Source organism: Planococcus notacanthi (assembly GCF_030407825.1).
Taxonomy (GTDB): Bacteria; Bacillota; Bacilli; order Bacillales_A; family Planococcaceae; genus Planococcus; species Planococcus notacanthi.
Genome location: NZ_JASDCQ010000002.1, coordinates 219,502 through 233,434, shown reverse-complemented (window position 1 = coordinate 233,434; position 13,933 = coordinate 219,502). Strand labels below are relative to the sequence as shown.

The 13,933-nt window shown below is 50.7% G+C and carries 17 protein-coding genes; 2 read left to right on the top strand and 15 right to left on the bottom strand.

The features are described 5' to 3' along the window. Window positions 1-28: 28 nt before the first annotated feature. Genes QMA01_RS08600 through QMA01_RS08590 form a run of 3 tightly spaced genes read right to left on the bottom strand, consistent with a single transcriptional unit; the run spans window position 29 to window position 1,991 of the window. Window positions 29-532: a methylated-DNA--[protein]-cysteine S-methyltransferase gene (locus QMA01_RS08600; RefSeq protein WP_191714696.1), complete on the bottom strand. Its 504-nt coding sequence runs from the start codon at window positions 530-532 to the stop codon at window positions 29-31. Further along, entirely contained in the window at window positions 529-1,425 is an 897-nt protein-coding gene (locus QMA01_RS08595; protein ID WP_290214756.1) for a DNA-3-methyladenine glycosylase family protein, read from the bottom strand. The genes QMA01_RS08600 and QMA01_RS08595 overlap by 4 nt, the downstream gene beginning before the upstream one ends. Then, entirely contained in the window at window positions 1,422-1,991 is a 570-nt protein-coding gene (locus QMA01_RS08590; RefSeq protein WP_290183693.1) for a bifunctional transcriptional activator/DNA repair enzyme AdaA, read from the bottom strand. Before QMA01_RS08590 ends, QMA01_RS08595 begins: the two co-directional genes overlap by 4 nt. 240 nt (window positions 1,992-2,231) lie before the next feature. On the opposite strand from QMA01_RS08590, the gene QMA01_RS08585 reads away from it, so the two are divergent. Beyond that, window positions 2,232-2,588: a hypothetical protein gene (locus QMA01_RS08585; RefSeq protein WP_290183692.1), complete on the top strand. Its 357-nt coding sequence runs from the start codon at window positions 2,232-2,234 to the stop codon at window positions 2,586-2,588. A gap of 77 nt (window positions 2,589-2,665) precedes the next feature. On the opposite strand, the gene QMA01_RS08580 is transcribed toward QMA01_RS08585, so the two are convergent. Beyond that, on the bottom strand, window positions 2,666-3,430 hold the full coding sequence (locus QMA01_RS08580) for a fumarylacetoacetate hydrolase family protein (RefSeq protein WP_301611000.1): 765 nt from the start codon (window positions 3,428-3,430) through the stop codon (window positions 2,666-2,668). Window positions 3,431-3,433: 3 nt separating this feature from the next. Next, entirely contained in the window at window positions 3,434-3,556 is a 123-nt protein-coding gene (locus tag QMA01_RS18190) for a hypothetical protein (protein ID WP_301610998.1), read from the bottom strand. Window positions 3,557-3,792: 236 nt separating this feature from the next. Between QMA01_RS18190 and QMA01_RS08575 the strand changes: the two genes are divergently transcribed. Next, complete coding sequence (locus QMA01_RS08575; protein WP_290214755.1) at window positions 3,793-4,743, top strand: sugar-binding transcriptional regulator; 951 nt, start codon at window positions 3,793-3,795, stop codon at window positions 4,741-4,743. A 58-nt stretch (window positions 4,744-4,801) separates the two neighbouring features. Here QMA01_RS08575 and lpdA read toward each other — a convergent pair whose 3' ends face one another. From lpdA to QMA01_RS08525, 10 genes are all read right to left on the bottom strand, one after another. Continuing rightward, window positions 4,802-6,184 (bottom strand): dihydrolipoyl dehydrogenase, encoded by a 1,383-nt coding sequence (gene lpdA / locus QMA01_RS08570; protein ID WP_290214754.1) that lies wholly within the window; start codon window positions 6,182-6,184, stop codon window positions 4,802-4,804. Between the two features lie 13 nt (window positions 6,185-6,197). Then, the gene (locus tag QMA01_RS08565) at window positions 6,198-7,547 is read right to left on the bottom strand and encodes a dihydrolipoamide acetyltransferase family protein (RefSeq protein ID WP_290214753.1); all 1,350 of its coding nucleotides are present in this window, start codon (window positions 7,545-7,547) and stop codon (window positions 6,198-6,200) included. 12 nt (window positions 7,548-7,559) lie between these two features. After that, window positions 7,560-8,543, bottom strand: coding sequence for an alpha-ketoacid dehydrogenase subunit beta (locus QMA01_RS08560; protein ID WP_290183687.1), 984 nt, complete (start codon window positions 8,541-8,543; stop codon window positions 7,560-7,562). 24 nt (window positions 8,544-8,567) lie between these two features. Beyond that, window positions 8,568-9,551 (bottom strand): thiamine pyrophosphate-dependent dehydrogenase E1 component subunit alpha, encoded by a 984-nt coding sequence (locus QMA01_RS08555; protein ID WP_203340261.1) that lies wholly within the window; start codon window positions 9,549-9,551, stop codon window positions 8,568-8,570. 119 nt (window positions 9,552-9,670) lie between these two features. Next, window positions 9,671-10,015: a bh protein gene (locus QMA01_RS08550; RefSeq protein WP_290183686.1), complete on the bottom strand. Its 345-nt coding sequence runs from the start codon at window positions 10,013-10,015 to the stop codon at window positions 9,671-9,673. Between the two features lie 58 nt (window positions 10,016-10,073). Then, entirely contained in the window at window positions 10,074-11,399 is a 1,326-nt protein-coding gene (locus tag QMA01_RS08545) for an NAD(P)H-dependent oxidoreductase (RefSeq protein ID WP_290214752.1), read from the bottom strand. Window positions 11,400-11,413: 14 nt separating this feature from the next. Further along, the gene (locus QMA01_RS08540) at window positions 11,414-11,785 is read right to left on the bottom strand and encodes a PTS glucitol/sorbitol transporter subunit IIA (RefSeq protein WP_290184021.1); all 372 of its coding nucleotides are present in this window, start codon (window positions 11,783-11,785) and stop codon (window positions 11,414-11,416) included. A gap of 27 nt (window positions 11,786-11,812) precedes the next feature. Beyond that, the gene (srlE, locus tag QMA01_RS08535) at window positions 11,813-12,865 is read right to left on the bottom strand and encodes a PTS glucitol/sorbitol transporter subunit IIB (RefSeq protein WP_290214751.1); all 1,053 of its coding nucleotides are present in this window, start codon (window positions 12,863-12,865) and stop codon (window positions 11,813-11,815) included. Window positions 12,866-12,900: 35 nt separating this feature from the next. Beyond that, on the bottom strand, window positions 12,901-13,428 hold the full coding sequence (srlA, locus tag QMA01_RS08530; RefSeq protein WP_203340266.1) for a PTS glucitol/sorbitol transporter subunit IIC: 528 nt from the start codon (window positions 13,426-13,428) through the stop codon (window positions 12,901-12,903). Between the two features lie 13 nt (window positions 13,429-13,441). Continuing rightward, the gene (locus tag QMA01_RS08525; RefSeq protein ID WP_290214750.1) at window positions 13,442-13,828 is read right to left on the bottom strand and encodes a transcriptional regulator GutM; all 387 of its coding nucleotides are present in this window, start codon (window positions 13,826-13,828) and stop codon (window positions 13,442-13,444) included. Window positions 13,829-13,933 lie beyond the last annotated feature (105 nt).

Genomic DNA, 13,933 nt, shown 5'->3' with positions numbered 1-13,933 from the left:
TCTTATCGTTTTTTCTTCATGTATTTCGTTATACCAAACCAGCAGATTGACGCTTTTTCTCCACTTCTTTTTCGTGCCGGAGCAGCCATTCTTTGCGGGTCAGCGTACCGGCGTAGCCGGTCAGTTTGCCGTTCGACCCGATGATGCGGTGGCAAGGCACGACGATGGTCAGTTTGTTCTTGCTGTTGGCGTTCCCTACTGCCCTCACGGCTTTATCGCTGCCGATCGCTTTAGCGATTGCCCCGTAGGAGACGGTTTCCGCGTACGGCACGCTGGTCAAAGCCGACCAGACCTTCTGCTGGAATTCAGTGCCTGCAGAAGTGAAGGGAATGCTGAACTCTGTACGCTCTCCTTTAAAGTATTCTTCCAGCTGCCGCTGGCAATTTACGATGACCGCCGGGCTGTCCGGACCGATTGGATGTTCCACGTCGGTTTTTTCGCTGAACAGAATGGAGAGGATTGCTCTATCTGTTCCGGTGATTTCCACGATGCCGATCGGCGATTGGAATTCTGCACGATGTATTTGATTCATAATAAAGACCTCCATAGATAGAATGTGGCGTATGCCTGCCACCCTTCCCAATTTTTCGCGAGCTCCATGATTTCTGCCGGTGTCGGTTTTCGGTCGAGCTGCAATTGGGCTTTCAATGCATTGTGCAAACCAACATCCGCGAGCGGAAAGGCCGACTGGCTGTGCAGGCATTTCATCATGACGTAATTGGCTGACCAGGCGCCGATGCCCCGGATTTCCAGTAACACGCGTTCCATGTCCGGTTCCTGAAGCAAGCGCTGCTTCTGCAATCCGCCCCTCGCCATCGCTTGCGCAATCCCCAAAATATACTCGGATTTTCTGACGGTCAACTGCAAGGCACGCAAATCAGCGACGTTCAGCGAGGCGATTTTCTCGGCACTTGGAAATGTCCAATAACGCTCATTTTCATAAAACAGGGATTCCCCGAAATTTTCAACGAACCGTTTCTTCAATGTGTAAGCAAATGTCAGATTGATCTGCTGGCCCATTACTGCCCAGACCAGCGCTTCAAACAAGTCCGGTACGCCGATGACCCGCAAACCATAATGCTGCCGGACCACACTCTTCAACACTGGATCTGTTTCCGCAATGGCATAAAATCCCTGCAGGTCCGTCTGCAGATCGAACCAATCCTCGATATAGGCAGCAACCTCGTCTCTTTCCTGATAAGCCGGCACGCCAAGAGGAAATTCGATTCGCAAGGCACCGGCTGCCGGCACGATGCGAAACAACACAAGCTGTCCGCCGATTTTCAACAGTTTCGTGATCCCGCTGTCATCAAGCCGGTACAAATTCTCCTGCGACGACCTGCCGAGATGAACCAGGCATTCCTCAAAATTAAAATCCGCGGGCGTTGCAATCTCTGAATACTGTTCTTCGTGCACTCTCTTCATGAAGGAACAGCCTCGCTCAACTTGCGGAACTCGCTCGGTGAATGGGCTTTGCGTTTGCGGAAGATTTTATAGAAATTGGACGGGCTTTGGAATCCCGCTTCAAAACAGACGTCAAGGTTGGATAAACGGGTGTGTGTCAGCAGATGCGCTGCCTTGTCGATCCGGATTCTCTCCAGGCAGGCATGCGGCGTTTCCGCTGTTTCCTGCTTGAACACACGTTCCAGATAAGATGGACTTAGGCCGACATGAACTGCGATGTCCTGCAGGCTGATGCTTTCTTTATAACGGGCGGTCAGGTAAGCCATTACGTTGTGGACGAGTTCTTCATCCGGCGTATAGTCGGTTTCAGGCCGGCATCTTTTGCAGGCACGGAATCCTTTCGTTTCGGCTTCGGCCATAGTCGAATAAAACTCGACGTTGATCTTTTTAGGTTTCCGCGAGCGGCAGGAAGGCCGGCAATAGATTTTGGTCGTTTTAACAGCTGTATAAAAAAGGCCGTCATATCTCCGGTCGCAGGCAATGATTTTTTCCCACATTTCATCAAAAGTAAAATAAGCTCTTTCCATCTCTATCCCTCCTCCACTTGAACTGCCTATACGATGTCTTGTCCTTTCCTCTATTATATGCCGGTACGCGACTTTCTTCAGCTTTCGGCTTTTCCTTTTCTTCATTCTATAATGCTCAGTTGCCCTATGCCTCCTCAATCTTATCTTTATAGTCCGAAAAAAATTACAAGCGGAAGAATTTTATTTCCTGCCCCCATCTCTTATAATGGATAAGATGTCTATGAAAGAGGGATTATGCTCATGATACAAATTTTTTGGTACATATACGCTGCATTTTTGGCTACGTCCACAATCGGATTCTTCATTCACGGCGGCTATAAGAGCCCTATTTTCCTGATTGATTTGGCATTCTCCGTTATCGCCTGGGTCGGCCTGTTCGGTTTTGTAACCCATTACCAGATTTTCACGCCATTCGTCTGGCAAGTGGTTCTTGCAGCTGTGGTGTTGTGGGACTTATTGTTTTTCTTCTTTATCAAGGCTTATTTTACGGAAGCCGAACCGGAAGCCGGAAGTGCGTCCATGACCGTCATTTCGGGTGTAATGATGCTGGTTCTCCTTGGCCCTCTCTATTACGCTTTATTCCAATATGCATTTTAAAGGGTTGCTCCCTTTCATGCCAAAGACCGCTGTACTCCCATCCTACGGGGGAAACAGCGGTCTTTTTTTCAGCAGTCTTACTTTCCAGCCTCCTTTAGGTCCTCCACCGGATTATCCAGTTGTTCAAAACCGTCGATCCGGCAGCTCACGACGTCCCCTTGTCGGATCACCACCGCACCCGGCGTTCCGGTTGAAATGATGTCGCCTGGCAACAAGGTCATGACTTGGGAATGGAATGAAATCAGGAACTGCGGCTGAAACGTCATATTCGAAACCGTATTTTCACGGTGCACGCTGCCGTTGATGATGGTCGCCACCTTCAGTTCAAGGACATCGTCCACTTCATCCGGCGTAACCAGCTGAGGACCGAAGCTGAAAAATGTATCGAAGCTTTTGGCGCGCGTTAAATAACGCGGATTTTTCTGCAGGATGTCTTGCGCCGTCATGTCGATGATTGTCGTGTAGCCTGCTACCACATCCAGCGCGTCTTCTTCCGATACATTTTTGCATGTTTTGCCAATGATGATGCCCAATTCGGATTCGGCAGTGGTTCGTTCCGACTGCATAGGCACTTGAATGGTGTCGCCCGAACCGATGATCGCCGTATCAGGTTTCATAAAGCTTGCCGGTTCGGTGTCGGGTGACACTTCGTGCAAGTCAGCGGCATGTTCCAGATAATTCAAACCAATACCCCAAATTTTCCGCGGCTGCCGATACAGCGGCGCATAAGTGACCCGATCGAACGGAACAATCAGTTCCTTAAAGGCTTCCTCTTTTATCTTCTGCTGAAATTCATCCTGATACCAATGATTCAAGGCGTCCAATTGGGTTGATTTGATCAATTCTTACAGATCGGTTGCCCATCGCTGGTTGAAGATTTCATTCAATCGTTTAAGCGGGACCACTCCAGATTCAAGCACCAACGCTGCGTTTTCCTGATTTCCCTGTCTGATGGTCGCTAAACGCATCTGTCCATTCCCCCTTAGTTTTCACTGTTCCAAAATAATGATAACAGAAAATTCACTTATTTATCTATTGTATGAAAATTTGCTGCGCCTTCCTGTTTCTAACCGTAAAATAGACAGCTTCTTCCTTTTCTGGATGGTGTACAATGAACGTCCTTAATCGTATAATAGGGGCATGAAAGCGGTGAATATACTGAATTACGCAGCCGCTAATCGGACTCGGATGAGAAGGTGCAACGATGATGAATTGGGATGAACGCAGACAAATCGTAAAGGTCGCCAACCTCTATTATTTTGATGGCCAAACCCAAGCGCAAATCGCCAGCAAGATGGGCGTTTCCCGCCCGGTGATTTCAAAATTGCTGAACAAGGCACGGGAAATGGGCATTGTGGAAATTTACATTAAAGACGAAAACGCCCATACAGTGGAACTTGAACAGCAGCTGGAGAAAGCATATGGCCTGAAGGAAGTGCTGGTTGTGCCGGCAGCTCATTTGAGCACCGACATGATCAAGCATGCACTCGGAAAAGCAGCTTCTTCTTATGTATCCAAGAACGTCGATGGCCTCCATTCTTTGGGCATTTCATGGGGCAGCACCTTGTCCAAATTTGTTCAGGAATATCCGTATGAACAGCATCGGGATTTGCAGATTGTTCCGTTAGTTGGGGGAATGGGCCGGAAATTCGTGGACATCCATTCAAATTTGCTGGCGTATCAATTGGCTCAGAAAATGAACTCTTATTGCTCCTACCTGTATGCACCCGCCATGGTGGAATCCAGTGAACTGAAAGAGCGCCTCATCCAATCGGAAGACATCGCGATGGTGCTGGAAGAAGGACGCAATGTGGACATGGCGGTTGTCGGACTTGGCAACCCTTTTGAAGGTTCGACGATGGCCGATATGAACTATCTGACTCCACAGGATTTGGAGTCATTGAAACTGGCTGGAGCTGCAGGCGATATCGGTTCGCGCTTTTATGATGCGGAAGGCAACCAGATTCAGCATCCTTTGAACGACTTGGTCATCGGCCTGGATTTGGAGGAGTTCAAAAAAATCCCGCAAGTTGTCGGCATTGTGGAAGGCGCCCATAAAGTGGAAAGCATCAGAGCCGCATTGAAAGGCGGCTATCTGGACGTGCTCGTTATCGATGACGTAACGGCAGACTTGTTGCTCCGTCCTTCAGAATAACACGATAGCTTCTATCCAAAAAAAACCAGTTGTTGAGATGGCTCAACAACTGGTTTTTTTAGTAGTGCACACCTTTTCCAAGCCAGGAAGCGGCAGCTTCATAAAGAGCTTCCGTCACAGTCGGATGAGCATGGATCATGGTGGCCAGTTCGTCAACCGTTCCTTCAAGGCGCATAAAGGCGGAAGGTTCCGCAATCATTTCGGTCACATGGAATCCGACCATCGAGACTCCCAGGATCTCCCCGTAGGTGGTATCCGCAATCAATTTGGTGAACCCTTCTTTTTCATCTAATGTCAACGCCTTGCCGTTGCCGGCATGATCAATCTTCACCACTTTAAACGAAATGCCTTTTTGTTCCGCTTCTTCTTCGGTCATGCCGACGCTGGCGATTTCCGGACTGGTATAGACGCAGCGCGGCACCACATGATAATCGATTGTTTCTTCCTCACCTGCCGCATTGGCTGCCGCCACCAACCCTTCCGCACTCGCTACATGTGCCAGCTGCCAGTTGCCGACTAAATCACCAGCGGCATAGACATTCGGCAAGCTGGTGGCCATGTGCTCATCCACTTTCACGAACGGCCCGTTCATCTCCAACTTCAGGGAATCGAACGCCGACAGATTCGGAGACCTGCCGACCGACAGCAGAACCATACCGGTGTCCAGTACTCCCGACTGTCCTTTTTCACTTTCAACGTGAACTGTCTGGCCGTTCTCTCCCTGCTCCACTGCTGTCACTTTGGTCGCTGTCAGGATCGAAATCCCTTTCTTCTTCAATGATTTGGCCAATACTTTTGCAGCTTGCGGATCTTCGCTCGGAACAATGCGGCTGCCCATTTCAACGATGGTCACCGGTACGCCAAGAGCAGCAAAGATACAGGCAAATTCCACACCGATGATGCCGCCGCCCACGATGACCAGCGATTCCGGCAGCTCCGTAATGCCAAAAATCGTATCACTGGTTTGAAACCGCCCTTCTTCCAGACCCGGAATGGGCGGAACAATCGGCTTCGAACCGGTCGCTAAAATAAGTTTGTCGCCTTTGATCGTTTCCTCGCTGCCGTTTTGGTCCACCCGAACGATTCCATCCGGCTCCACTTCCCCATAACCGTTCAGCACATCGATTTTTCCCTGTTTCATCAAATGACCAATGCCGTTCCGTAATGTTTGGATAACCTGGTCCTTGCGCTCCATCATTTTGGACAACGTCACCTTTACAGGTCCCGTCTCAATGCCCCAGCTTTTGGCTTTCTCGATGCTGTCGATGACTTCGGCATGCCGCAGCAGAGTCTTGGAAGGAATACAGCCGCGGTTCAGGCAGGTCCCGCCAAGGTCCCGCGCTTCCACCAACGCCACAGTTTTGCCGAGCTTCGCGGCTCTGATGGCAGCCACATATCCGGACGGCCCGCCTCCGATGACCACCACTTCATAAGTCTTCAATAGGATCTACCCCTTATATGAGTAATTCAAATGGATGTTCGAGCAGTGACTTCAACTCCGTCAAAAAAGCCGCAGCCGGGGCACCATCGATGACGCGATGATCAAAGGACAACCCGACTCCCATCATCGGCCTCAACACAATCTGTCCTTCCACACCGACCGGTTTTTCATTGATTCGTCCAATTCCAAGAATCGCCGATTCCGGCTGGTTGATGACCGGGTTGAACGTATCAACCGCGTACATGCCGAGGTTGCTGATGGTGAAAGTGCCTCCTGACAGTTGATCCGGTTTCAGTTTGTTGCCTTTCGCTGCCTGTCCTGCTGTTTTGCACGCTATCGTTAATTCAGCCAGGCCTTTTTGGTCGGCATCTCTGATCACTGGAACCATCAAGCCATCTTCAAGCGCTACAGCCAGTCCAATATTGATGGATGCGTGATGGACGATTTCGTTGCCTTCCAATGAAATATTGATGTTCGGATGGCGCTTCAAGGCATGGGCAACCGCCTTCAAAATGATTTCTGTGTAACTGATGCGGTAACCGGTCTGCTTTTCAATCGGATCCAGCAATTGTTTGCGCAGCGCGACCGCTTCAGCCATGTCAATTTCACTGTTGAGTGTGACATGCGGTGCGGTCGTCTTGCTGTGGAGCATCCGGTCCGCTACGGCTTTCCGGATTCCGGACATTTTCACCCGCTTAGCCGGTGCAGCTTGAGAGGCAGTTGCCGGTTGTTTGGCTTTTTCTACATCTGCCCGATAAACCTTGCCTCGCGGACCGCTGCCTGTAACGTCCTGCAGGTCTACGCCTTGAGCGCTCGCTACTTTTTCAGCAAGCGGCGTAACACTGCGGGAAGCGGTGGCGGTGGCGGTGGCGGCAAATTTTTCAACATCTGCCTGGTGAATTCGCCCTTTCGGACCTGATCCTTCGATTTCTGTGAGTCGGACATCGTTGTCCCGGGCAATTCGTCTGGCAGCCGGCGTTGCCCGGACTTTTTCCGGCTGTTCAGAGGGTTGCCCCGGTGATTCTGCTTCTGCTTGCTGTTGTTCAGGCGGTTCTGTCGGTTCTACAGCGGCTGGTTTGCTGCTGACACCGGATTCTCCCGGCGGCGAATCGGGAACTTCCTCTCCCTCGTCCCCAATATAGCCGACGACATGGTTGATCGGTACTTCATCGTCTTCCTCAAAATAGCGTTTCAGCAGAATCCCTTCTTCGTAGGACTCGACTTCGATGTTGATCTTATCGGTCATGATCTCAAACAGCGGTTCCCCCACTTCGACCGGGTCCCCTTCTTCTTTGAACCATTGAAGCAATGTGCCGACCTGCATGGTACTGCTCAGCTTCGGCATGAAAATTTCTTTAGCCATCATTTCTCCTCCCTACAGGCGGTTTAGCGTTTCTTTGGCTGCTGCAACGATATCGTCCATTCCCGGAACCGCCGCTTTTTCCAGCTCTGGATTATAAGGGATCGGAACCGCTTTGCCGCCAAGCCGTTTGATGGGCGCATCCAAATAGTCGAAGGCTTCACTTTCCGCAATCAAGCTGGCGATTTCTCCTCCAAAACCGCCGCGCTTCACCGCTTCATGGACCACGACCAGGCGCCCGGTCTTTTTGACGGACTCGACGATGGTGTCGATATCAAGCGGCACCAATGTTCTTGGGTCGACCACTTCGGCAGAAATCCCTTCTTTTTCAAGCTCTTCCGCTGCTTCGAGCGCCCGATGGACCATGATGGCTGTAGCGACGATCGTTACATCCGTCCCTTCCCTTTTGATGTCGGCCTGCCCTAAAGGAATCGAATAGGCTTCTTCGGGAACTTCTGATTTCGTCCGGTAGCATAATTTATGTTCATAGAAGATGACCGGGTTGTCGTCATCAATCGCCGCCTTCAGCAATCCCTTGGCATCATAGGCCGTAGAAGGCTGGACCACTTTAAGCCCAGGAATATGCGCCATCCACGCTTCCAGGCTTTGTGAATGCTGAGCTGCGGCACCCGTTCCGGAACCGGCAGGCGTGCGGAGCACCATAGGCACTTTTCCTTTTCCGCCATACATATACCGGATCTTCGCTGCCTGGTTGACCATATTGTCCATGGCGATGGTGATGAAATCAGAAAACTGCAATTCCAGAATCGGCCGCATCCCCGTCAAAGCCGCTCCGACTGCAGTACCTGAGATGGCCGCTTCTGAAATGGGGGTGTTGCGGATCCGCTCCGGACCGAACTCTTCAATCATTCCGCGCGTCACACCGAAGGCCCCCCCGTAAACACCAATATCTTCCCCGAGCACAAAGACATCTTCGTTGTCACGCATTTCCTGGCTCATGGCTTCTCTTACCGCTTCTAAATATGTCAGCTCTCTCATGCCTCGATTCTCCTTTGCTCCGCCTTATGCGTAAATGTCTTCCAATAATGCATCCAACTCGGGTTCCGGACTGTTTTTCGCAAATTCAACGGATTCCTCAATTTCTTTTTTCGCTTCCGCTTTGATTCCATCCGCTTCCTGCTGCGTGAAAATCCCTTCTTCAATCAGCACTTCCGCCATCAGCTTGATCGGATCCCGCAACAGCCATTCCTTTTCTTCCTCACGCGTCCGGTACTTTTTGGCGTCGCTCTTCGAATGTCCCTTGGAACGGTAAGTCTTGGCTTCGATAATGGAAGGGCCTTCCCCGTTGCGCGCACGTTCCACTGCTTCACCGACTCCGTTCATGACATCGAATACATCGTTGCCATCGACCACTTTCCCCGGGATGCCGTAGCTTGCCGCCCGTGCGGCGATGTCTTCGATGTTGATCATCTCCCGTACCGGCCCCGACATGCCGTATTGATTGTTTTCACAAATAAAGACGACCGGCAATTTCCAGATGGACGCCAGATTGATTGCTTCATGGAAGCTGCCTTCATTCGATGCTCCGTCTCCAAAGAAGCACAACACGACATAACCTGCTTTCTTCATCTGTGAAGTCAGCGCCGCTCCAGCTGCAATCGCAAAGCCGCCGCCGACAATTCCGTTGGCCCCCAAATTGCCTTTGTCGACATCCGCGATATGCATCGATCCGCCTTTTCCTTTGCAGTAGCCGGTGGTCCGTCCGAACAGTTCGGCCATCATGCCATTGACCGTCGCTCCTTTGGCAATGCAATGGCCGTGTCCCCGGTGCGTGCTGGTGATTTTGTCCTGATCTTCGAGAACCGCTATGGAACCGACTGCTGAGGCTTCCTGTCCAACACTCAAATGAGTGGTTCCATGAATCATCCCTTTGGCAAAAAATTCGTCCACTTTTTCTTCAAAAAAACGGATCAACCACATCTGCTTGTACAAACCCGTCAGTTCCTCTGTCTTCACTTGAGGCGGCAATTTCAGTTTCTGCGTCATCTGTCTTCCTCCTTTTGCATGGCTGAACGGATGAGATCCGCTTTCTGCTCCCGTTAGCTGAAAGAACCAGCCCTCTCAACTGGCTATGGAGAAGTCTGGCCCTTGGACAGTTCCGGTATTCAACTCGGTTTCTTTTTCGGTTTGTATTGTTTGAGGATTTTCCGGGAAGCATTGACGTCTTTCAGCAGGCGGTAAGGTTTGCTGATCGTCCGCACCGGCAGCGACAAAAGCAGATGCCCCAGATCCTCCCGGTACTCACTTGTGATGCGTGTCGGTTTGGACGAAATCCGATCGTAGATTTCTTTGTAGAATTTCCGGTTGACGTCCACTTTGAGCTGTTTGGTTTTATTGCATTGCTCGCAGCGGATGCTTTTGATGTCATCGTTGATATAGGTGATTTCATGGTTCACTTCTTCCCTGCAATGGTTGCAGAATAAAGCCGCTTCCATGGTTTTGATTTCCATGCTGGACACCTTCCCATTCACTATGATTGGGTTGTTTGCTCGTGGCGCTTTTGTCCGTCTATGCTTGCAGCGGAACCTGTTTTTCCGTTTCCGCTTTAAATGTGTCGTCCTGCATGCGGCGCAGGCGCCAAATTGTTGAATCCACCGTTTGCTCGACATCATCATAGGTGATCACTTCACCTTTTTTGATGTCACGCTTCAAGCGGACATGCTTATCGACCAGCCCGAGCGGCAATGCTTTTTGCTGACGCGCTTCCCGGGCAGTAAGGATGTGGCCGTAGACGGTGAATCCACCGATGCTGTCCAGGAAATCACCGGCCGCAAGATCGGTTTTGGCTACGGTTACCGTCTCAGCTTGAAGTCCGTGCCACGGAGCGATGGTCGCTTCGTTATAAATATAGGCACGCGCGATGGAAATCGGCGTTTCCAAGCTGGTTAAGTGATACGGACGGTACAGTACATAATTTGGCCCTTCCCCCATACTCAGATACTTCAATTCATGGTTGACCTCTTCTTTTTCAGAAGCGATGATGGCGAATACACCAGGGGCGATGCCGTTGATGTATTCAACGATCCGCTTGTTGCCGACTTGTCCGCCTTCCGCTTTCAATTTGAAGATTTCCGGAAGGCCTTTTACATCGCTGACAAAGCCATGCATGCCCGGTTTGTCAGGCAGGAAACCGGTCGCATTGGCCACTGCTGTCATTTCCACCATGGTTTTGGTGCCATCCTGAAAAGAAGCGAGCATTTTTGGGCTGGCTCCTTTTCTGGCCGCTTCTTCCGCGGCAGTTTCGGGATTGGCAGCCAGATTCAGCGGATTGTTCTTGCCTTTCCCGAGCGCGATGACTTCGAACCCCAGCGCATCGGCAAAGTCGTACAGTTCCATAATCGCTCCCGGTTCGTCACCGGCAGATCCTGTATAAACCACACCGCTGGCATCCGCCATTTTTTTGAGGATAACCCCTACCGTAACGTCAGCTTCCACGTTCAGCATGACAATGTGTTTGCGGTTCAAGATGGCATCCCAGGCAATCTTCGCTCCGATATCCGGTATTCCGGTGGCGTCCACCACTACATCCACTTCCCGCAATGATGTCACCAGCTGTGCGTCCGTAGTCGCCACGACCTTGCCTTCCTTGACGGCCGCTTCCGCCTGCTGCGGATTATTGGTTTCCACCACTTGCTCACCCGGCACACCCGACTTCACGTAAGCGGATGTGACATTAGTGAGTTGAATATCTGCGGTGATGACGACACGCATGCCCGCCATCCCCTCTATTTGGGAAATCATTCCACGCCCCATTTGGCCAGCTCCCACCAGCCCTACCTTGATCATAATGCCGCTGCGCTCCAGTTCTTCGAGTTTCCTGTTTATTCCCAGCATGAATTAACCCCCTCTTATTCAGGCTTGATGATCCGGATGGCCGAACCGACTTTCAAGTTCGGCAACGCCTTCTTTTCCACGCACATCGTTCCGGGCAGGCTGGCTTCCGTTTCGCCATTGAAAGCGATCGTGCAATGGCCGATTTCATCCAACGTGTCATTGACTTTGCTTCCGACGAATAAAATTTCATAGCGCTGCCCATTGATTTCCAGCACATCACCTGCCATCACCTTGTCGAGCAGATCTGCCCGTTCATGGATCACGCCGATTGACCGCAAGGAATCCGGAACGGTGTCATTAAAAATGACCAACATGTTTTCTTCAATAAAAACATCCACTTCTTCACCGATTTCCGTTATTTTCGCTTCGTATTTTTTTGTCATCATATCCTCCACCTGACTGCCCCCTTATTTTTAGCTGTACAGACCGAAACTGAACAAGTAGGCAATGACAACCGCCAATGGCCCTGTTATGACACGTGACAATAAGACCGCCGGCACGCCGACTTCAATGGTTTCCGGTTCTGCTTCTCCAAGCGTTAGCCCCACTGGTACGAAATCCGCCCCCACTTGCGGGTTGATTGCAAACAATGCAGGCAGCGCCAATGCCGGCGGAATATTCCCGCGGCCGATTTCAACGCCGACCAGCACACCGACTACTTGTGCAATAACCGCTCCCGGACCCAATAAAGGCGATAGGATCGGCAAGGCACAAATCACCGAAAGGATCAGCAAGCCGCCAATATTTCCGGCTAATGGGGAGACGAAGTTGGCGATCAAGTCACCGATGCCCGTGTAGACGATGATCCCGATCAGCATACTGACGAAAGCCATGAACGGCAAAATGTTCTTCAGCACCTGATCGATGGTTTCACGCCCGGCCTGATAGAAAATCCCGACCACTTTACCAGCTCCACGGCCGATTTTTTCAATGATGTTCATTTTTGGGGGCTTCTGCTGATAGCCGGCGGCTTTTTGTTTCGCCTCTTCTTTGATTTCCTGTGCTGTTTTCGGGCTGGCCGCCGGACTTTCCACTTTTTCGACCGCATCCTCTACAGCATCCTGGTCTTCATATGGAGCCACGGCACTGATATTTTCCAGCTTCACTCCGGAAACGAAATTTTCTTCATTGATGAACTTCATCAGCGGACCGGACGGCGAAGTGGCATTGACATTGACCGTCAAAATATTCATCTTTGGATAAACTCCGCAACGGGCTGTACCGCCGCAATCGATGACAACACAGGCCATAGTTTCTTTATCATATGAACCTTTAAAACCATCCACGGCTTCGGCACCTGTCAGCTTGGCAATTTCCTCAGCAATCGGATGGATGCCGCCCCCTGTCACCGACACAATGTAGCGCTGCTGCTCATTTGGCCGAATGGTCAGCGGACCGCCCCAACCGCCTCTTCCTTTAGTTATTGTTACTGGCTTAAAATTCAACGGCGTTTGAATGCTGCTCATTTTCTTTGCCTCCCTTTTTTAAACCGCTCGGATGATCAGACTTCCATGCCTCTTGCTTTCATCATGCGGACCGTGATGATTTCCGTAACGATGCCCCGTATCAGGATGACGATGACCCCAACGAGAAAGAAGCGGATCGCTAATGGCCCCAACGAAAAGCCCAATTGTGTGATGCCTGCGGAAATGCCCAGGTACACGAATAACTCTGCCGGATTGGCATGCGGGAACAAGCCCGTGATCGGATGCACAAACGAAACGGCCGAATCATAAAATGCCGGTTTCTGTTTTTCCGGCAAGAATTTCCCGAACGTATAGGCCATCGGGTTGGTCAGGAAGAAAACCGCCAGGACAGGAAACAGTGTATAGCGCAATAGCATGTACTTCGTACTTTTGCGCGCCAGCCTGTTGATCCGCTCTTCCCCCACCAATCGGATAAATGCGTTGACGGCCGTAATCAGCACGATAAGCAATGGAATAATGCCCGTTACCAGGCCTACAAAGGTATTGCCGCCTTCTTGGAACATGCCGATAAATCCTTCTGCCAGCCTCACTAAAAAGTCCATTTGTTCTTCCTCCCTATACTGCTAGATTTGTGTTTTCGGTCATTTGGAATTCAATTTTATCAATGGCCATCCGAAAAGCTCGATCCTCAGGCTCCTCTCCCAGACTTGCCTTCAGCGCATCCAGCGGCAGGCCGATGTATTCCGGAAAAGGTTCAAATCGGCTGAAGACCGTCACCCCCCTCATCAACCGGCTTTCAACAACCGTTCCGGTGTCATCGATCACGACAATTGCGACTGCACCTATTCCCAGCTTCTGCTTTTGAATCCCTACCCCCAGATAGCCCGATGGCCTTCTGCTCAGCTCTCTGATCGTGCCGTGGTAGTTTTTCAGCTGCGCTTTAGCCATCCAAATTTGGAGCAGCCAGACTGCAGCAAACAAAACAATGAACCATCCCCACATATTCATCGCCCCTTTACATATGTTCAGTTCCGTGACATTTGCTATTACCACCTATTATAAGAGCAGATATCTGATAAATCAACATAAATAATAGAAAATTCAAAT

Coding starts and splice junctions, on each gene's coding strand:
- QMA01_RS08600 (WP_191714696.1), bottom strand. CDS start 532: ATGAATCAAATACATCGTGCAGAATTCCAATCGCCGATCGGCATCGTG.
- QMA01_RS08595 (WP_290214756.1), bottom strand. CDS start 1,425: ATGAAGAGAGTGCACGAAGAACAGTATTCAGAGATTGCAACGCCCGCG.
- QMA01_RS08590 (WP_290183693.1), bottom strand. CDS start 1,991: ATGGAAAGAGCTTATTTTACTTTTGATGAAATGTGGGAAAAAATCATT.
- QMA01_RS08585 (WP_290183692.1), top strand. CDS start 2,232: ATGATACAAATTTTTTGGTACATATACGCTGCATTTTTGGCTACGTCC.
- QMA01_RS18190 (WP_301610998.1), bottom strand. CDS start 3,556: ATGCGTTTAGCGACCATCAGACAGGGAAATCAGGAAAACGCAGCGTTG.
- QMA01_RS08575 (WP_290214755.1), top strand. CDS start 3,793: ATGATGAATTGGGATGAACGCAGACAAATCGTAAAGGTCGCCAACCTC.
- QMA01_RS08565 (WP_290214753.1), bottom strand. CDS start 7,547: ATGGCTAAAGAAATTTTCATGCCGAAGCTGAGCAGTACCATGCAGGTC.
- QMA01_RS08560 (WP_290183687.1), bottom strand. CDS start 8,543: ATGAGAGAGCTGACATATTTAGAAGCGGTAAGAGAAGCCATGAGCCAG.
- QMA01_RS08555 (WP_203340261.1), bottom strand. CDS start 9,551: ATGACGCAGAAACTGAAATTGCCGCCTCAAGTGAAGACAGAGGAACTG.
- QMA01_RS08550 (WP_290183686.1), bottom strand. CDS start 10,015: ATGGAAATCAAAACCATGGAAGCGGCTTTATTCTGCAACCATTGCAGG.
- QMA01_RS08545 (WP_290214752.1), bottom strand. CDS start 11,399: ATGCTGGGAATAAACAGGAAACTCGAAGAACTGGAGCGCAGCGGCATT.
- QMA01_RS08540 (WP_290184021.1), bottom strand. CDS start 11,785: ATGATGACAAAAAAATACGAAGCGAAAATAACGGAAATCGGTGAAGAA.
- srlE (WP_290214751.1), bottom strand. CDS start 12,865: ATGAGCAGCATTCAAACGCCGTTGAATTTTAAGCCAGTAACAATAACT.
- srlA (WP_203340266.1), bottom strand. CDS start 13,428: ATGGACTTTTTAGTGAGGCTGGCAGAAGGATTTATCGGCATGTTCCAA.
- QMA01_RS08525 (WP_290214750.1), bottom strand. CDS start 13,828: ATGTGGGGATGGTTCATTGTTTTGTTTGCTGCAGTCTGGCTGCTCCAA.